The 17,981-nt window shown below is 52.5% G+C and carries 15 protein-coding genes; 9 read left to right on the top strand and 6 right to left on the bottom strand.

Features of this window, described 5'->3' with window-relative positions:
- Window positions 1–109 precede the first annotated feature (109 nt).
- The 5 genes from IOQ59_RS17075 to IOQ59_RS17055 all read left to right on the top strand — a co-directional run bounded on the left by IOQ59_RS17075 (window position 110) and on the right by IOQ59_RS17055 (window position 6,257).
- Window positions 110–1,279, top strand: a complete 1,170-nt coding sequence (locus IOQ59_RS17075) for an ABC transporter ATP-binding protein (RefSeq protein WP_193954670.1) — start codon at window positions 110–112, stop codon at window positions 1,277–1,279.
- Entirely contained in the window at window positions 1,276–2,235 is a 960-nt protein-coding gene (locus IOQ59_RS17070) for an ABC transporter permease subunit (RefSeq protein ID WP_193954669.1), read from the top strand. Before IOQ59_RS17075 ends, IOQ59_RS17070 begins: the two co-directional genes overlap by 4 nt.
- On the top strand, window positions 2,235–3,050 hold the full coding sequence (locus IOQ59_RS17065) for an ABC transporter permease subunit (protein ID WP_193954668.1): 816 nt from the start codon (window positions 2,235–2,237) through the stop codon (window positions 3,048–3,050). The genes IOQ59_RS17070 and IOQ59_RS17065 overlap by 1 nt, the downstream gene beginning before the upstream one ends.
- A gap of 346 nt (window positions 3,051–3,396) precedes the next feature.
- Complete coding sequence (locus IOQ59_RS17060) at window positions 3,397–4,119, top strand: glutamine amidotransferase-related protein (RefSeq protein WP_193954667.1); 723 nt, start codon at window positions 3,397–3,399, stop codon at window positions 4,117–4,119.
- Between the two features lie 158 nt (window positions 4,120–4,277).
- Complete coding sequence (locus tag IOQ59_RS17055; RefSeq protein ID WP_193954666.1) at window positions 4,278–6,257, top strand: methyl-accepting chemotaxis protein; 1,980 nt, start codon at window positions 4,278–4,280, stop codon at window positions 6,255–6,257.
- Window positions 6,258–6,458: 201 nt separating this feature from the next.
- On the opposite strand, the gene IOQ59_RS17050 is transcribed toward IOQ59_RS17055, so the two are convergent.
- Window positions 6,459–7,586 (bottom strand): polyamine ABC transporter substrate-binding protein, encoded by a 1,128-nt coding sequence (locus IOQ59_RS17050; protein ID WP_193954665.1) that lies wholly within the window; start codon window positions 7,584–7,586, stop codon window positions 6,459–6,461.
- Window positions 7,587–7,679: 93 nt separating this feature from the next.
- Window positions 7,680–9,026: a glutamine synthetase family protein gene (locus IOQ59_RS17045; RefSeq protein ID WP_193954664.1), complete on the bottom strand. Its 1,347-nt coding sequence runs from the start codon at window positions 9,024–9,026 to the stop codon at window positions 7,680–7,682.
- Window positions 9,027–9,470: 444 nt separating this feature from the next.
- On the opposite strand from IOQ59_RS17045, the gene IOQ59_RS17040 reads away from it, so the two are divergent.
- The 4 genes from IOQ59_RS17040 to IOQ59_RS17025 all read left to right on the top strand — a co-directional run bounded on the left by IOQ59_RS17040 (window position 9,471) and on the right by IOQ59_RS17025 (window position 12,608).
- Window positions 9,471–10,754: an NAD(P)/FAD-dependent oxidoreductase gene (locus tag IOQ59_RS17040; RefSeq protein WP_193954663.1), complete on the top strand. Its 1,284-nt coding sequence runs from the start codon at window positions 9,471–9,473 to the stop codon at window positions 10,752–10,754.
- Between the two features lie 84 nt (window positions 10,755–10,838).
- Window positions 10,839–11,531: a TetR/AcrR family transcriptional regulator gene (locus tag IOQ59_RS17035; protein WP_193954699.1), complete on the top strand. Its 693-nt coding sequence runs from the start codon at window positions 10,839–10,841 to the stop codon at window positions 11,529–11,531.
- A 99-nt stretch (window positions 11,532–11,630) separates the two neighbouring features.
- Entirely contained in the window at window positions 11,631–11,987 is a 357-nt protein-coding gene (locus IOQ59_RS17030) for a cupin domain-containing protein (protein ID WP_193954662.1), read from the top strand.
- A gap of 117 nt (window positions 11,988–12,104) precedes the next feature.
- Window positions 12,105–12,608, top strand: a complete 504-nt coding sequence (locus IOQ59_RS17025) for a Crp/Fnr family transcriptional regulator (RefSeq protein ID WP_193954661.1) — start codon at window positions 12,105–12,107, stop codon at window positions 12,606–12,608.
- A gap of 79 nt (window positions 12,609–12,687) precedes the next feature.
- On the opposite strand, the gene IOQ59_RS17020 is transcribed toward IOQ59_RS17025, so the two are convergent.
- From IOQ59_RS17020 to IOQ59_RS17005, 4 genes are all read right to left on the bottom strand, one after another.
- Entirely contained in the window at window positions 12,688–13,644 is a 957-nt protein-coding gene (locus IOQ59_RS17020) for a DMT family transporter (protein ID WP_193954660.1), read from the bottom strand.
- 118 nt (window positions 13,645–13,762) lie between these two features.
- Window positions 13,763–15,265 (bottom strand): Na+/H+ antiporter NhaC family protein, encoded by a 1,503-nt coding sequence (locus IOQ59_RS17015; RefSeq protein ID WP_193954659.1) that lies wholly within the window; start codon window positions 15,263–15,265, stop codon window positions 13,763–13,765.
- Between the two features lie 111 nt (window positions 15,266–15,376).
- Window positions 15,377–16,660, bottom strand: coding sequence for an NAD(P)/FAD-dependent oxidoreductase (locus IOQ59_RS17010; protein ID WP_193954658.1), 1,284 nt, complete (start codon window positions 16,658–16,660; stop codon window positions 15,377–15,379).
- Window positions 16,661–16,844: 184 nt separating this feature from the next.
- Window positions 16,845–17,789: a LysR family transcriptional regulator gene (locus tag IOQ59_RS17005; protein WP_193954657.1), complete on the bottom strand. Its 945-nt coding sequence runs from the start codon at window positions 17,787–17,789 to the stop codon at window positions 16,845–16,847.
- Window positions 17,790–17,981 lie beyond the last annotated feature (192 nt).

Below are 17,981 nucleotides of genomic sequence, written 5' to 3'. Positions count from 1 at the left end.
ACTTCCCCCTTTGGAATTTCTGGTTTGGTCTGATCTAAAAACCGTAGGAACAGTGATCCACCGGATTTTTTCAGAATTACTAATAAGAATAAATAAACGAGGGTTTGTTATGACTTCCTCTCAGGTAATCGATATGCAGAGCTCCACCGCGGCCGCAACAAAAGAGGTACCGCTGTGGAAGCAGGATGGCGCTGAGCCCTTCCTGAAAATAGAGAACGTCACCAAGATGTTTGGTGAGTTTACTGCTGTCGATAATGTCTCTCTGAATATCTATAAAAACGAACTGTTTTGTCTGTTGGGTGGATCAGGTTCCGGTAAAAGTACGCTGCTGCGTATGCTGGCCGGTTTCGAATCGCCAACCAGTGGTCGTATCCTGATCGATGGTGTTGATATGGCAGGCATTCAGCCGTGGAAACGTCCGGTTAATATGATGTTTCAGTCCTATGCGTTGTTCCCTCATTTGAGCGTGGCTGACAACGTAGCCTTTGGCCTGAAGCGCGAAGGAGTGGGCCGCAGCGAAGTTAAAAAACGCGTCGCTGAGATGCTGGATATGGTGCAGCTGGGTCATTTGGGTAAGCGTAAGCCGAACCAGCTGTCCGGCGGTCAGCGTCAGCGTGTTGCACTGGCCCGTTCCCTGATCAAACGTCCGAAGCTGTTGTTGCTGGATGAGCCCTTGGGCGCGCTGGATAAGAAGCTGCGCGAAGAGACCCAGTTTGAGCTGATCAATATACAGGAAGAGCTGGGTGTGACCTTTGTGGTCGTGACCCACGATCAGGAAGAAGCGATGACGCTGGCGAGTCGCATCGGGGTGATGAATAACGGTGTTATCGTCCAGACGGATGAGCCGCATGATGTCTATGAGTATCCTAACAGCCGCTTTGTGGCGGAGTTTGTGGGTTCCGTGAACCTGTTTGAAGGGCAGGTGATACAGGATGAGCCGGACAGTGTGCGGATCAGCTCAGTGGAAGCCGGTGCGACCTTGTACGTCAATCACGGTATCAGCTGTTCGCCGGATCAAGTGGTGCATGTGGCAATTCGTCCCGAGAAGATCACCATCAGTCACAATCGCCCGAATCAATCTGAGAACTGCTTACAGGGTGAGATTGAAGAGATCGCTTACATGGGCAGTTTGTCCGTCTTTAAAGTACGTCTCCCAAGCGGAAAGGAAGTACGGGTCACGCAACCTAACTTTACCCGTGATATGGGCGAACGCTTTACCTGGAATGACAAAGTGTTCCTGTTCTGGGATGAAGACAGCAGCGTGGTACTGACCGTATGAGTATCTCAACCGGATCCGCTTGGGTCGACGGCTCTTCGGCGTTGATGAAGCGATACAACATATTTCGAAGCATTAATTGGGGTAAGGCCGCAGTTGTTGCGGTGCCAGGGCTGTGGCTGGCGATATTCTTCTTTATCCCGTTTCTCGTCGTGTTCAAAATCTCTCTGTCTGAAACAGCGATAGCGGTACCACCCTATACCTCGCTGCTGGAATGGGATCTGGAGGAGGCCTATGTCACCTTCAAGATGAACCTCGGCAACTACCTGTATCTGATTGAAGATGCGTTTTATCTGGACGCCTATCTCAGCTCGATCAAGATTGCCGGTGTATCGACCTTCTTTGCACTGATTGTGGCGTTCCCAATCGCTTACCTGATCGCCCGTTCCGAAGGCTCTACGCGTGGTTTGTTGCTCGCGCTGGTGATCCTGCCGTTCTGGACCTCCTTCCTGCTGCGTGTTTACGCCTGGATGGGGTTTCTGAAGAAGAACGGAATCGTGAACGAGTTTCTGCTCTCCACCGGTCTGATTGACCAGCCGTTGACCATGCTGCAAACCGACTTTGCGGTGTATATCGGTATTGTTTATACCTACCTGCCATTTATGGTGCTGCCGCTTTACAGCGCGCTGGAAAAAATGGATGTCACTTTGCTGGAAGCTGCTGAAGATCTGGGCTGTCCGCCCGTGAAAGGCTTCTTCCTGATCACGTTGCCACAGGTGATTCCGGGGATTATTGCGGGTTGTATGCTGGTGTTTATCCCGGCCGTGGGTGAGTTTGTGATACCGGCGTTGTTAGGTGGTTCTGATACCTTAATGATTGGTCGTGTTTTGTGGGATGAATTCTTCCTCAATCGTGATTGGCCGATGGCCTCGGCAGTGGCAATTGTCATGCTGGTGGTGCTGGTATTGCCCATCATGTTGATACGTAACGGTCAGGGTAAAAGCGAGGAGGCCATCTGATGAAACGCAGATCATTGTTCCTGAATTTTGCAGCGGCAGGTGGTTTCCTGTTCCTATACGCGCCCATTATTGCGCTGATTATCTACAGCTTTAACAAATCTAAACTGGTGACGGTTTGGGGTGGTTGGTCATTAAAATGGTACGGTGAGCTGTTCCAGAATGAGCAGATTATCAACGCCGCACTGCTCAGCTTTAAGATCGCCTTTATCAGTGCATCGCTGGCCGTGGTGCTGGGTACGATGGCTGGTTTTGTCCTGAGTCGTTACGGGCCATTTCGCGGCAAAATGATCCTGTCGGGCTGGATTACCGCACCGCTGGTGATGCCTGAAGTGATTACCGGTCTGTCGCTGTTACTGCTATTTGTGGCGATGGAGGGTCTCTTCGGATGGCCATCGGGTCGCGGCACCAGCACCATCATCATCGCCCACACCACGTTCTGTATGGCATATGTGGCGGTCGTTGTGCAGGCCCGTTTGGCATCGATGGATGAAACGCTGGAAGAGGCGGCGATGGATCTGGGCGCCAAGCCAAGCTCACTGTTCTTTCTGGTGACGCTGCCGCTGATCGCGCCGGCGATTATCTCCGGTTGGCTACTGTCCTTTACCCTGTCGCTGGATGATCTGGTTATCGCCAGCTTCGTTTCCGGTCCGGGTAACAGTACCTTGCCGATGGTGATCTTCTCCAAAGTCCGTCTGGGTGTCACTCCAGAAGTGAACGCTCTGGCCACCATTATGATCGCGATTGTGGCGATTGGTGTTATAGCCGCGATGTATCAGATGCGCCGTCAGGCCCGATTGCTGGCCAAACCGGAATAATCACTCTGTTTGTGGCCGTATGCTTCTGCACGGGTGTATGGCCACAAATGCTCTAAGGAACCTGCGAACAAGTCCGAAACGACTCTGGCTTTCAGAGCAGTTCGAGCTTGAGACAACGATTTAAGACATGCTGATTGCTTGTCGAAAAGCAGTTAACACTGAAATCGGATTGCTCTGAAAGCCCCGTAGGGCGGACGTTAAAATAGCCTTCTGCTTTGTCAGGCAGCTTGGAAAGGACTGGTCATTCCACTGCGCTATCTTTCGCACATAAGGATATTTTATCGTCCGCAGAGAAAGTCTCGGACTTATTAGCAGGTTCCCAAATTAAGTTTTGCAGGAAATAGTCATGAAGATAGGTATCCTCGCCACCGGTATTACACCGGATGAGTTAATCAACCAGTACGGTTCTTACGCCGATATGTTTGTGCAGCTGTTTGATAAAGCGCAGCATCAGTTTGAGTACGAGCTGTTTGATGTGCGCGACGGTGTATTCCCACAAAGTGTGGCGCAGTGTGACGGCTGGATCATCACGGGTTCTAAGTTCAACGTGGACGAAAACCGTGACTGGATGATCAAGCTGAAGCAGCTGATTGTGGATGTCGACGCGGCGGGTAGTCCGATGGTGGGTATCTGCTTTGGTCACCAGATCATTGCGGAAGCCTTTGGTGGTAAAGTCGAGGCGTTCGAAGGTGGCTGGGGTGTAGGGCTGCACCGTTACGAGATGGTGGGTGACAGCAGTTTTATCGCTGACGCGCCAGAATCGTTTACGATCAGTGCCATGCATCGCTACCAGGTGACGGCAAAACCGGATAATGCATCTGTCTTTGCTGAGTCTGATTTCTGTCAGTATGCCGGTCTGGTGTACGGTGACAATATCCTCACCTTTCAGGCGCATCCGGAATTTAATCTGCATTACGAAGATGCGCTGGTCGATCTGCGCAAAGGCACAGCGATCCCTGATGACACGGCGGAAGCTGGTCTGGCGACCTTGCGTCAGGACGGAGCGGCGACTGACTCCATCGAAGTGGCACACTGGATGGCTGACTTCTTAACCCGCAAAACGGTCTGATCTACATAACGTCGTAGCCACGGATTAACGGCTGGCTGCGACGTCTTATCTGTTTTCTAACGTTACCCCTCTATCTCTTCAGCTTGGCAGCATGATCAGGCTTTGGGTTTCTGTGCCTGCTTGTCTGCAATGTTGATGGAAAGGCAGGAGCTCCAGATATGAATCTTTCAGTCGGTCAGCGCATTATGCTGACGATGGTTGTGACACTTGCTCTGTTTCTGGCCACTTCACTGGTGGCGTATCAGCGCTTCAACTCGGTCAGCCTGCAAGTCTCGTCGGTCATTCACGATGCCACACCTCGCGTAACGATCAGCGCAAACCTGCGCGCGAATCTGGCGGATACCCAATACATTCTGCTGGAATATATCAGCGGTGCTTCGGAAGCAGACGGTAATAAGATCAACACCCAGTTGCGGGCGTTGGATAAGGAGTTCAAAGACGATTTTGCATCGTTAAGCCGCATCGAAGGTGAATCTGTCACGCTGGTTGAGATGCGAAAGGTGACGGCTGAAATCTTCAAACAGTCAGAGAAGATTGTCGCTCAGAAAGCACGTGTTCGTGCTGAACAAGCGCATATTCTGAAGCAGGCGGACGAGTTTAAATACCTGACCGACGAAATGGCCTATACCCTTGAAGACCTCTTGCATGGGGAGTTTCGGTTTGAGTTTCTCAAAGTGGTGAAGCCGCTGCGTGATGATATCGCTTATCTGAACGGCCAAGTTGCTCAACTGCTGAAATCGACTGAGCCTGCGAAGGTCGCGCAAATAGAAGTGGAGATCAGCAAATACGTACAACGTCTGGATCAGGCCGTACCTACCGTTGAAGCGCTGGACAAGGAAGCCTATGAATCGATTATGGAGATCTGGCTGCCTTATCGTGAGCAGCTCACCGCTGAAGATCTAACGCTCACCTCCTATCTGCAATCACTGGCGGCTTTACGTGAATCGGAGCGTCTGTTGCGTCATACCGAAAAATTGGTGGCCCGCAACAATCACCAGATTAGCCAATTTATCGACGCCGCCACCCGGTATGCAGCGTCAGTCCAGCAGGCTACCAGTGACACTATTAATAACGGCAAACTGCTGATCGCCGCAGGTACACTGTTAGCTGCACTGTTCTCCGCATTCTTCGGTTATCGTCTGATCACGTATCTGCAACGCTCACTCAACCGCGTGGTATCGGGTATGGGGCGGATTGCGTCTGGTGATCTGGCCACTGAACTGGAGGTTGTGGGGAATGACGAGCTGAGTCATCTGGCGCAAAGTACCAATACGCTGTCCAGCGAGTTACGCCATCTGGTGGAGGAGATTGTCACCACGGTGGATGAAGTTCACAAAACCGCCTCAACTGGCAGCGAGATCAGCCGCAATACGTTAAGTGGGGTGGCACAACAAGGTCTGCAAAGTGCACGACTGGCGGCCACGGCGACTGAGATGGAAGCCAGTGCTACCGAGGTGGCGACCCATGCTGATCAGACATTATCCGATGCGGTTGAAGCGGACGCGATTCTGGAAACCAATAATCGCTCCCTTATGGAAAATAGCGAAGCGATCAGCGCTCTGGCAGGGCAGGTCACCCGCTCCATGGAGGAGGTGAAATCGCTGCAACAACACAGTGACTCCATCAGTGAGGTGATCAACGTGATCAAAGCCATTGCCGAACAAACCAATCTGCTCGCGCTGAATGCCGCGATAGAAGCGGCGCGTGCCGGAGAAACCGGGCGGGGTTTTGCAGTTGTTGCGGATGAAGTGCGCTCACTGGCTACCCGCACACAAGGCTCGATCAGCGCGATTGAAGAGACCGTCAACAACCTGCAGCAGGGCGCAGGTAAAACGGTGAGTGCGATGTCCAATTGTTCTGCTGATGCGGTCAGTTGCAGCGAACATCTGGATCAAAGTACGCGTGAACTTAACAAAGTGGTTGAAGCGGTACAGCGGATGCGCGAGATGAATTCACTCGTCGCCAACGCCACCGATGAGCAGAGTGCCACCGTGCGTGATATCAGCCAGAGCCTGAACGAGATCAACAGTATTATGGAAACCACAACAACGGGTGCAGAGCGTGCAGCCGGGGAGAGTGCCTCGCTGTTACAGTTGTCAGATAACCTGATGGGGTTGGTGAAGCGGTTTAAAGTATAAGGGTATGTGTCCTTCCTGGAGAGGTATGTCGATCCGTTGTCCCTTTTGTCACCTGTCGGCCCAGCAACAAAAAAATCCCCGACATACATCTGGCTGAGCGACAACCAAACTTAAGTCGGGGAGAAGAACGGATCTAATGCACCTTCAGATCCGGGAGATTTGCCGCCCGAATGAGGGTGGCAGTTCGCTCGAAACAGTCAGTTAGCGTCCGGCTTTGAGATCAGACCAGACGCGGTTGCGGATCTTGGCAATCTTTGGTGTGACCTGTTCGCTGATAAACAGGTTCTTTTTGGTCTCTTCTGTTGGGTAGATCGCGGGGTTGCGGGCAATCTCCTGATCGATCAGCCTGGTCGCATCTTTGTTAGGATTGGCGTACCACACGTAGTCGGTGATTTCGGCGATCACATCCGGGCGCATCAGGTAGTTAATGAACTTATGTGCATTCTCGGAATTCTTTGCATCGGCCGGAATCAGCAGCATATCAAACCAGATCTCGGTGCCTTCCTTCGGAATGCTATAGGCCACTTCGATACCGTTATTGGCTTCCTCTGCGCGGGCTGAGGCCTGAAAAATGTCACCGGAGAACCCCACCGCGACACAGCTATCACCGTTTGCCAGGTCGTTAATGTACTGGGATGAAGTGAACTGCTTAATATGGGGGCGAACGGCTTTTAGTGCCTTGACCGCTGGGCTGCTCGGCTTGAAGTCGGCGCGTTTGTTGGAGTTTGGGTCCATTCCTGCGTAGATCATCGCAAATGAGAACATCTCGTCGGGCGAGTCAAGAAACGTCACGCCGCACTTGGCCAGTTTTTCCATGTATTTGGGATTGAATACCAGCTCCCAGCTATCCACCGGTGCATCTTCGCCTAACACCTCAGCCACCTGTTTCGGGTTGTAGCCGATGCCGGTGGTGCCCCATAGATAGGGTACGCCGTATTGGTTGCTTGGATCTTTGGCTTGCAGCGTTTTCATCAAAGAGGCATCGAGATGGGGCAGGTTGGACAGTTTGCCTTTATCCAGTGGCTGGAAAATACCGGCTTTGATCTGCAGTGCCATAAAGTGAGAGCTGGGTACGACCAGATCGTAACCGGAGTTGCCCGCCAGCAATTTGGCTTCCAGCGTTTCGTTACTGTCGTATACGTCGTACACCACTTTGATGCCCGTTTCTTTTTCAAAACGGGCGATGGTCTCTTCAGCAATATAGTCGGACCAGTTGTAGAAGTTCAGAACTTCGTCGGCCTGTACGTGGGTCATTGGTGTTAGTGCGGCCAAGCTGATTGCTGCAGTGGCCAGTGTTTTCTTCAAACGAGAGGGTGACGCTGTTTTCATTATTTTTTGCCTCGCATCGGATTCAGGTATTCGAAATTCAGTCAGTCACCGTATTCATCTGACTGGATTGAATACGGTGACGGCTTAAAACGGTTAAACGGTCATCAGCAGGAATTCACGCTCCCAGGAGCTGATGACCTGATGGAAGGTTTCAAACTCGGCACGTTTAACACCCACGTATGCTTCTACAAATTTTTCACCCAAGATCTCTTGCAGCTCGGGGCAGTCTTCAAGCAGGCGCAGGGCTTCTTCCAGCGAACGGGCGACCTCTACAGGATCACCTTCATCCGCTGCCAGCCCCTGATTGGGTTGGCCCGGCTGCAATTGGGCTTTCAGGCCGAGATAACCGCAGGCAAGGCTGGCCGCAATCGCCAGATAGGGGTTGCAATCGGCCCCTGCAAAGCGGTTCTCGATGCGGCTGGCGGCGAGCGGTACATCGGGTGCGCGTAAACCGGCGGTGCGGTTGTCGATACCCCATTCAAAGTTCACCGGAGCAGACATCTCGGGTGTAAAGCGACGATACGAGTTCACGTTGGGGGCATAGAAAGAGATCGCGTGCTGGGTGAATTTCTGTAATCCGCCCATGTAGTGATAAAACGCATCTGAGAACTCGCCTTCTTTCTCGCCGGCAAAGATATTCTTGCCGGTCTTGATGTCGATCAGGCTCTGGTGGATATGCATGGAGCTGCCGGGTTCGTGCTGCATCGGCTTGGCCATAAAGGTTGCGTACATATCGTGTTTCAGGGCGGTTTCACGCAAGGTGCGTTTGAAGACAAAGACCTGATCCGCCAGCTTGAGCGCATCGCCGTGCAGGAAGTTGATCTCCATCTGCGCGGCACCGGATTCGTGGATCAGCGTGTCGACATCCAGACCTTGAGCGTCACAGTAGTTGTAGAGCGTATCGATCACCGGATTGAACTCGTTTACCGCATCAATACTGTATGACTGGCGTGCGGTTTCACGGCGACCGGAACGACCGGTGGCGGGTTTGAGCTCGTAGTCCGGGTCGAGATTTTTTTGGACCAGATAGAACTCAACTTCCGGCGCGATGACGGGAGCCAGTCCCTCTTTTTCATACAGCGCTAATACGCGCCGTAAAACGGAGCGACTGGCGAGCGGGTGTAAGTTGCCGTCACGAGTGTAGCAGTCGTTGATCACCTGCGCGGTGGGTTCATCCGCCCAAGGGACATTGCGCAGGGTATCGGGATCAGGTACCAGCACCATATCTTTGTCGGTGGGATCAACGATGTCGTAGTGGTTGTTGGCCCATTCCCCGTTCACGGTCTGCACCAGCAGGGTTTCGGGGATTTTACCGCCTTGTTCGTCGATGAACTTGTTGGTTGGGTAAAACTTACCTCGTGCATTGCCTGTCATGTCAGGGAATGTCGACTCAACTTCTGTGATGGCGTTCTCTTTGAGAAACCTGGTAAAGGCTTCCATAAATCACCTTTTTATATTTCTAGTGTCTTTTGTTTAGGGAACCTGCGAACCAGTCCGAGACTTTCTCTGCGGGCGATGTCGTAGGTTCCTTAGTCCGGCTCACTGCGGCCTACCCATCTACCGTTAACTCTAGCTGATCTGTTCAGCGGCAGAGTGTTGGCTGGGTATCGCGGCACGGTAATAATATTAATTCGAATAATGATTCGGTTTGTTTTGTTGTGTGGCGCAGGTTAATTCGAATCATCATTCGGTTTTTAGGTTATTTAAAAGAATTCTCATAATCAACACAAAAATTAAAAAAATGCATCATGGTACGCTGCTTGCGAGCTATATTTATTAGAAGTATTATTCGGTTTGTTGTGTGGCTGTGTTTGGGTTTTTGTAGCTCGGATTTGAAAAAAGTCCTGTATTTGCGAGGCCTTTAACTTGGCTGGAGATGAAGTTATGAGCTTAAAGGGGTATGAGTCTTCCTACTATGTAGACTCAGCAAACAATAAAAATGATTACCCGGAGCTGAAAGGTGAGATCAGTGCCGATGTTTGTGTGATAGGTGCGGGTTTTACCGGTCTGTCCGCAGCACTGCATCTGACCGAAAAGGGCTATTCCGTCGCGCTGCTTGAAGCAGAGCGGGTCGGCTGGGGGGCATCGGGTCGCAATGGTGGCCAGGTATGTCAGGGCCACAATATGGGGCACGAGGATCTGATCGCCAAAGTGGGCCGTCAGGCGGCGGATGCACTGTGGGATATGTCGCTGGAATCGGTCGATCTGGTGAAAGATCTGATCCACAAACACAACATCCAGTGTGATCTTAAGCAGGGTGTGCTGCATGTGGCGGCCAAACCCGGTCACTGTGAAGAGATGAAAAAGACCGTGGCCTACAAGCAAGAGGTGCTGGACTATGGCGCGATCCGTTACGTTGAGCGTGACGAAGTGGCCAATATGCTGGGCACTGAGCGCTATCACGCCGGTGAGTACTGGACCCAAGCCGTGCATCTGCATCCCCTGAACTACGCATTAGGTCTGGCGGCGGCGGCTGAAAAAGCGGGTGTTCAGATCTTTGAAAGCAGTCGTGTGACTAACTACCGGGCGGGATCCGATGCTCAGGTGGAAACCACTCATGGTGTGGTTAACGCCAAGTACATTATGCTGGCGTGTAATGGCTATCTGGGCAAGCTGGAGCCACGTATCGCCGGTAAGATTATGCCGATCAATAACTTCATTCTGGCGACCGAACCCTTGAGTGAATCGCTCTGTCGCCGAATCAATCGTGACGATGTGGCGGTGGCGGATTCTAAATTCGTGATCAATTACTTCAAGCTGTCCGGTGATAACCGCCTTCTGTGGGGGGGCGGTGAAAACTACAGCACCAAATTCCCCAGTGATATTGGCACCTTTGTACGCCAGTACATGCTGGAGTTTTATCCCGAGCTGAAAGACCTGCGTATCGATTACGGTTGGGGTGGCACGTTGGCGATCACACTCAATCGCATGCCCTATTTTGATCGGGTGGAGGACAATCTGTTTGTAGCGCAGGGCTACTCCGGCCATGGTGTGGCACTGGCAACCTTGGGCGGAAAGCTGATGGCTGATGCGATCTCCGGTTCGGCTGAGAAGTTTGATACGTTCGCGAAGGTACCTGCGCCCAGTTTCCCCGGTGGCACCCTGCTGCGCTGGCCCGGACTGGTGGCAGGCATGCTCTATTACTCCATGCGAGACCGATTTTTCTGACGGTTTAAACAGTCAGATTTAAGGTGGCTTTTACTCTATAATGCGGATCTTTAGATTTCTGGATACGTGTTAGTGAGCGACAAGATGGACACAAAGCCTTTGCCAAACGGTGACAAACCCCTGCCAACCCAGGCTAAATCGCAGGATTTGAAGCCGCGCAATGCGCCTGTCCAAGGTCGTTCGAAGAAGCGTTCGAAAGAGATAATAGACGTCACCAGCGAATTGCTGGAGCGTGTTGGTTTTGATGATCTGAATACCATTCTGATCGCCAAAGAGGTTGGGATTTCAGTGGGTTCGTTGTACCACTATTTCCCCAACAAACATGCGATTCTATATGCCATGGGGCTGCGCTGGCTGGAAGAGATCGACAAGGTTCTGACCGAGATTGCGGCATGGCCTGTCGAGGATATGCCGCTGGATGAGCTGGTGGAGCAGATGCTGGCGAAGAACCTCAAGGTGTACAAGAAACAGAAGGCTGTACTGACACTGGTGCAGGCGATGTTCTCTGTACCGGCGTTGCGTGAACTGGATGCACAGCATGATGATCTGGTGATCTCCCGAATGGCTGCGATCTTCAAGCGCATGGGTATTAACCGGCACTTGAAAGAGCGTGAGCGTCTGGGACGACTCTATCTGGAAACCAGCCACAGTGTGTTTCTGGTGGTGGTCCACCAGAGTGGCGAGCGGGCCAAGCGTACGCTGGCTGATCTGAAATTCATGCTCTGTACCTTGCTGCAACAGCACCTGGATCAGTCTCAGAGCCAGCCCGGCAGCTGATCGTCTCTTTATCTCTCCGCACAAAAAGCTACCTCAAATTCTGATGCGCCGATCTCCCGGTGCATCGCTCTATCGTTTAACATTTTGAGGTTTGCACAGATGACGCAACAACTATTACGTATCACCCCTTCTTGCAACGCTAGCCAGGCGATGCCTATCAGCGCTGACCGTGTTCTCGCGGGTGCTCCCCAAGAGGTGATTCATAATCTGTTTACCAACAGCAAGGAAAACTTCTTCTGTGGAGTTTGGTCATCCACCGAAGGTCGGTGGACTCTGAATTACACCGAGGATGAGTTTTGTTACCTGATCAAAGGTAAGGCAATTCTTACCGATGCCGCGGGAGTATCAGAGGAGATCAACTCAGGCGATGCCTTCGTAATCCCCGCGGGTTATGAGGGGACGTGGGAAACAATCGGGGAAGCACAGAAGTTCTACGCCATTTACGAAGAGAGTTGAATCCTGCTGTATAGCAGCGATCTCAAATCATATTCATCGGTTGTTCTATACCCTCGGGGGTATGTGAATAATGATTGAACAGGCGTTAAATGAGGGTAATTGTTGAGGTGAAATGCCATGTTACAACTATCCGATTCGCAAGTGATTAACCGCTATCCCCATGAAAACTGTCAGGAACTGTCGATGTTTGGAGCGTTAAGTCGCGACAGCGTCGACTTTCTGTTCTCTCAGGGGAGGGTGTTGGATTGTAGTCCCGGTACGGTTTTATTTGGGCGCGGCGAACGATCTGATCAGTTTTACATTCTGCTCAGTGGGCGTGTGGCGTATTACCGTTGTGAGGGTGATGAGCAGGTCTATATTCGAAGTTTTAAAAGCGGCGAACAGATCGGTTTCTCTGGCATGATCGGATTACAAAGCCGCGTTGGGATGGGGGTTGTTGAGCAACATACCACGGTGCTGGAGATCTCCTGTGAGTTATTTCATCAGGTGTGTGACCGCTTTCCCGCCGACTTTGTGATCTTCCTGATCAATATGACCCGCGAAATGAGCCGTGAGATTACCGATCTCGATGCGATCTGCAGTCGACTGAATACTCAGGCTCAACATGCGGTGACTCTCTAATTTCCCGTTTCAGAATTACCTGCCAAGGGCTTGGGAGGAGGTTGCTACGCCTGTCCCAGCCCTCGTTTAAACAACAGCGCTATTCCGCCACTGCGGTATGATCCAGCGGCTCCATTTTCGGTGGATGTTTTCGATCCCCGAGTTCGGATATCAGCATTGCGGCGATAATTAAGCCCGCCCCCATCATGCCTTGTGTCCCCAGATGTTCTCCCAGAAATAGCCATGCGGCGACATGTGCAAATACCGGTTCGGTGGCAAAGACTAGCGCAACCTTATGCGGTTCGATGATCATCTGACAGGCGGATTGAGCCCAGAACGCATAAGCCGTGCCGAATATTGCAGCGACCAGAATCGATACAATGATGATCGGTGATGACAGCTGTTCCTGCCAGCTAACCGGAGTCGCTTCCGGATAGTAGAACGCCGGATCAGGACTTAGCCAGGCGGCAATCGTGCTGTATACCATCACGGCAGTCAGCTGAATAATGCTGAGCAGTGTGACGGGAAGGGTGCTGACAAAACGCCCCGTCAGGATAATGTGGGCCGCAAAACAGAAGGCACAGATCAGCACCAGAATATCCCCCTCATTCAGCGCCAGTGTATCGCTCATGGTGAGCAAGTAGAGTCCGGCGGTCGCCGTGATAACGCCAATCCACACATTCATGCGCGCATGCTGTCGGAACAGCAGGAAGGCCAGTACCGGTACCAGCGGGACGTTTAGGCCGGTAATAAATCCGGCGTTGGATACGCTGGTGTAACGTAAGCCTTCGGTCTGCGTATAGAACGCGATAAACAGCAAAAAACCTAAGAGCAGTCCGGCGCCCAGTAGCTTGGGCATCATCCCTTTTTCGATCGTTTCACGGGCAAAGTAGAGCAGGGGCAACAGAGATAACGCGGCGATGGCAAAGCGTAATGCATTAAAGGTATGCGTGGGTAAAACCTCGACCGACAGATCGATCAGGACAAACTCTGCACCCCAGAAAAAGCTGACAAGTAACAGCAGAATGAGCGCAATGCGAGGTGATTTTATTGTCATTGTGGGTCTCGATGGGCGGGTTAAAAATGAAAACGCCCCCGATGTTGTTGGTGCTTGGGGGACACCAGAAACATTGGAGGCGTTTGAGCGCGCGTTGCCGCGCTGATCGGACGAAGCGTTACGCCATGGCGAAGCCCATAACGATCAGCGTGACAAACGTGAATGCCGCACCGATCAGTGCGTACGGGATCTGTGTCAGTGCGTGCTGCATTGGGGTACAGCCGGAGCCTTGTGCAGACAGCACGGTGGAGTCACTGAAGAAGCAGGCATGGCTACCAAAGGCAGACGCGGACAGCAGCGCGCCGACGGTCAGCGGCATAGACATATCCAGCGCCAGTGCCATCGGGATAACAATCGGCAGGGAGACCACGAATACACCCCAGCTGGAACCGGTGGCAAACACCACCGCCGCCATGGCTGCGAATACCAATGCCGGTAACAGCTCTTTCGACAGGTATGGTGTCAGGGAGTCGATGATGTAAGGGGTCATGCCCAACTGATCGTTGACGTCTTTTAGCATGAAGCCGGCACACACCACTGCAATCGGATGCAACATCACTTTGAAACCGTCCAGCATGGAATCAACCAGCTGACCAAAGTTCAGCAGGCTCTGCCAGAAGTACAGCACCATGGTGAACATAGAAGCGACCAGTGCGCCCAGCAGCAGATCGATCTCGTAGTACACGCTTGCCGCAACCAATACCGCCATTGGCAGCAAGAAGTTCATCAGGCCGACGAGTGGAGAGGTCTTTTTCATACCGGAAACGTCGAAACCGTCCTGTACCGTGCCCGGCGGAATTGGCTGGCCTGCCTGTGCGCGTTTTTCGGCATGTTTCATCGCGCCGAAGTCGCCCAGAATACCCGCAGCAACAAGGAACACGACCATCAGAGCGATCCAGCCGTAGGCCATGTAAGGGATCGCTTCGATATACAGGGACATACCCTGACCTTCACCAGTTGCGCCGTTCTCTTCCAGCAGGGCTGCAAAGTAAACCGCCCACGTGGATACCGGCACCAGAATGCAGACAGGTGCTGCGGTGGAGTCGACCAGAAAGGACAGCTTCTCACGGGAGATCTTGTAGCGGTCCGTCAGGTTCTTCATGGACGCGGAGACGGCTAGCGAGTTCAGGTAATCATCGATGAAAACCATCAGGCCCAGAAAGCAGGTGGTTAGCATGGTGCCGCGTTTGGTTTTGATGCGACGGGCCAGCAGTTCGCCAAAGCTCAGGACACTGCCGCCACGTTCCAGCATGTTGATCAGGCCACCCATCATGCCGCACACCAGAACGATCCAGGCGATGGTTTCGTCCATCACCACGCTCATGGAGATGTCGCCCAGACCCGTCACAAGATTGGTGGGGTCAAGCAACAGCAGACCGGCAATGATACCGGCGAAGATGGATTCCAGAGGTTTCTTGGTGATCACTGCAACGACGAGGATCAGCAGTGCAGGCAGCAGGCTGTAAAAGCCGTAGGATTCGCCGTCTACGTGTTGGGTAGACAGGTAGGCGAAACCGGCCATGATCGCGGCGAAAAACAACAACCACCGGGTTGGTTGATTAACACCCCGCTGAGCGTTAGCCAGCTGTGCAGTGCTTGGTTCTGCAACATTCGTACTCATGAATAGACCTTAACTTATAGTTCTTATGTCGATTTATTTTTAAGTCCGGCCCGGCGTGCGATGGGCCTCACGCCGGGCGGTGAAACAGGGGCTGGGTCAGAACATCCCGGTTCAGATGCCCAGCTTGTCACGCAGGGTGTAGTACCATGCACCCATTGCAGTGTACGGGATACGGAAGGTTCGACCACCCGGGAAAGGATATTGCGGCAGACCCGCAAATACGTCGTAACGTTCCGCTTGTCCCTGAATCGCATCGGACAACACTTTACCTGCCAGATGGGAGCAGGTCACACCGTGACCGCTGTATCCCTGTGCGTAGTAGATGTTGTTGCTCACACGTCCGAACTGCGGCAAACGCATCAGCGTCAGCAGGAAGTTACCGGTCCATGCGTAGTCGATCTTCACGCCTTTTAGCTCCGGGAACGTTTTCAGCATCTTCGGTACGATCAGGGATTCGATCTTATCCGGCTCGCGCGCACCGTAAGTCACGCCGCCACCGTAGATCAGACGGCCGTCGCCAGACAGGCGGAAGTAATCCAGCAGGTAGTTGCAATCTTCAACACACTGGCCATTAGGCAGCAGTGCTTTTTGCTGTGCTTCGCTTAGCGGTTCAGTGGTGATCACCTGCGTACCACAGGGCATCGTTTTCGCCTGCAGTTTAGGGATCAAACCACCCAGATAGGCATTACCGGCAACAACCACAAAGTTTGCGCTGACAGAGCCGTTTTCGGTGTGTACCTTTGCTTTTGCACCTTCTTCAACACGCGTCACCGGGGAGTCTTCATAGATGACGCCACCCAGGGATTCCAATGCAGCGGCTTCACCCAGTACTAGATTCAATGGATGAAAGTGGCCGCCTGACTTGTCTAGCAGGGCACCTTTGTAGCGCGTAGTACCCACGTATTTCTGGATATCAGTGTCAGAGAGCAGCTCCAGATTGTTATGGCCGTGGGTCTCCCACAGTGCTTTTTTACTTTCCAGTTCGCGCATCTGCTTGCCGTTGCAGGCTGCAAAGATGCCACCGTCTTTCAGATCACATTGGATGTTGTACTGGTCTACGAAGCGGCGGATGATCTTGCCGCCTTCGAAGGCCATTTTGCCCATTTCAGCGCCGGCTTTGTCACCGTAGTGTTTTTCGATGAAATCAATATCACGGCTGTAGCTGTGTACGATCTGACCACCGTTGCGGCCGGATGCGCCAAAGCCGATGCGGGTCGCTTCCAGCACGACGACTTTAAAACCACTTTCTGCCAGATGAAGTGCGGTGGACAGGCCGGTATAACCCGCGCCGATAACGCAGATATCAGCTTCTACCTGGCCCTGCAGCGCTGGGCGCAGGTTTTTGTCGTTCGCAGACGCTGCGTAATAAGAGGTTGTGTGTGAAGGTGCAGACATAATCGTTCTCATTATTATACGAACCGACATGTGGGGTCGGTTGTCTTGTTCGTAGCGACAGCGCTGGTGGGAACCGCCAGACTATCTCCTGTCCTATCAAAGATACGTCTCACCGTTGTGAACGCGATATACCCAGTAGGGTATATTTTTGAACGTTGTCTGCTTTTCCTTCTATACCTGATTTCTACATCTTCCTGCTTAGATTCACCAGCAGGCTTTCCTGCAAGCACTGGGTAAAGGCATTAATAATCACTTCATTGGCGTGTTTCTTCCGCCAGACGGCGGCAAAGGTGTTGCTGTAGCCATAGTCATCGGGCATGAGCGGGCGAACGTCTTTGTCCAGCCCCCAGTTCTGGACCACATGGGTGGGCAAAAAGCCCAGATAGTGTCCGCTGAGGATCAGTGTCGCACGTGCTTCCTGATGATGGGCTTTGGCTTGTTTATTCCAGTGACGCATATCCGGATGGATCTCGCGGCCAGGCATCAGGCGGGGGGATTCAACAAACTTGTGTTCCAGCAGTTCTTCTTTGGTGACCAACCGGGTGCGGTCGAACAGCGGGTGTCCGGCTCCACAGTAAAGCTGCATCTGCTCCTCAAATAGCGCCAATGTATCCAGCTCAGGGAACGCATGCGGCAACACGGTAATGCCGGTGTCTACCTGTTTCTCCAGTACGGCGGTGGTGACATCATCCGATGACATGGTGGTGATCTGTACGCGGACATCGGGGGCTTTGTCGGCAAACCGGTTCAGTGCGGTGACAATCGAGGAGTTGTGCGCGCCAAGCATATGTTCGGCAAAACCGATATGCAGCTGTCCGAAAATGCGGTTATGGGATTGGTTAACCCGATTGCGAAACTGATCCACCGCGCTGAGCAGTTCCAGCGTGGCGTCGTACACCGCCTGTCCCTGATGGGTCACACTGAACCCCGCCCGCCCACGTTCACACAAACGCATGTCCAACCGTTTTTCCAGATCGGCGATGTAGTTGGAGATGGTGGAGTTGGCCAGATTGAGCTGAATCTCGGCCGCTGAAAAACCGCCGGCTTCTACAACAGAACGAAATACGCGCAGCAGGCGCAGGTCCACATCGGCGAGTTGTCCGGAGATAGCTGCTTTTTTACGCCCCATTGTTTTCTCCCCCTTAAGGTCGATTAAAGATTGAATAAATCGCTGTTACATTTGTATATGCAAATGTAATTCCATTCAAATAATTATATTACCAAAAGGTAGTCAGGTTTATAAATTAGTCAACGCTGACCTTTACCCGATTGGGTGCCACTGGGCGTGGTGGCACCTCATACGACAAAAGAGATAACTAAA

The organism is Pontibacterium sinense (genome assembly GCF_015209595.1).
Lineage (GTDB): Bacteria > Pseudomonadota > Gammaproteobacteria > Pseudomonadales > Balneatricaceae > Pontibacterium > Pontibacterium sinense.
Note: the sequence above shows the minus strand (reverse complement) of the source record. Positions and strands in the feature narration are given on the sequence as shown.

Coding starts and splice junctions, on each gene's coding strand:
- IOQ59_RS17010 (WP_193954658.1), bottom strand. CDS start 16,660: ATGTCTGCACCTTCACACACAACCTCTTATTACGCAGCGTCTGCGAAC.
- IOQ59_RS17075 (WP_193954670.1), top strand. CDS start 110: ATGACTTCCTCTCAGGTAATCGATATGCAGAGCTCCACCGCGGCCGCA.
- IOQ59_RS17005 (WP_193954657.1), bottom strand. CDS start 17,789: ATGGGGCGTAAAAAAGCAGCTATCTCCGGACAACTCGCCGATGTGGAC.
- IOQ59_RS17065 (WP_193954668.1), top strand. CDS start 2,235: ATGAAACGCAGATCATTGTTCCTGAATTTTGCAGCGGCAGGTGGTTTC.
- IOQ59_RS17040 (WP_193954663.1), top strand. CDS start 9,471: ATGAGCTTAAAGGGGTATGAGTCTTCCTACTATGTAGACTCAGCAAAC.
- IOQ59_RS17070 (WP_193954669.1), top strand. CDS start 1,276: ATGAGTATCTCAACCGGATCCGCTTGGGTCGACGGCTCTTCGGCGTTG.
- IOQ59_RS17035 (WP_193954699.1), top strand. CDS start 10,839: ATGGACACAAAGCCTTTGCCAAACGGTGACAAACCCCTGCCAACCCAG.
- IOQ59_RS17030 (WP_193954662.1), top strand. CDS start 11,631: ATGACGCAACAACTATTACGTATCACCCCTTCTTGCAACGCTAGCCAG.
- IOQ59_RS17060 (WP_193954667.1), top strand. CDS start 3,397: ATGAAGATAGGTATCCTCGCCACCGGTATTACACCGGATGAGTTAATC.
- IOQ59_RS17015 (WP_193954659.1), bottom strand. CDS start 15,265: ATGAGTACGAATGTTGCAGAACCAAGCACTGCACAGCTGGCTAACGCT.
- IOQ59_RS17025 (WP_193954661.1), top strand. CDS start 12,105: ATGTTACAACTATCCGATTCGCAAGTGATTAACCGCTATCCCCATGAA.
- IOQ59_RS17055 (WP_193954666.1), top strand. CDS start 4,278: ATGAATCTTTCAGTCGGTCAGCGCATTATGCTGACGATGGTTGTGACA.
- IOQ59_RS17050 (WP_193954665.1), bottom strand. CDS start 7,586: ATGAAAACAGCGTCACCCTCTCGTTTGAAGAAAACACTGGCCACTGCA.
- IOQ59_RS17045 (WP_193954664.1), bottom strand. CDS start 9,026: ATGGAAGCCTTTACCAGGTTTCTCAAAGAGAACGCCATCACAGAAGTT.
- IOQ59_RS17020 (WP_193954660.1), bottom strand. CDS start 13,644: ATGACAATAAAATCACCTCGCATTGCGCTCATTCTGCTGTTACTTGTC.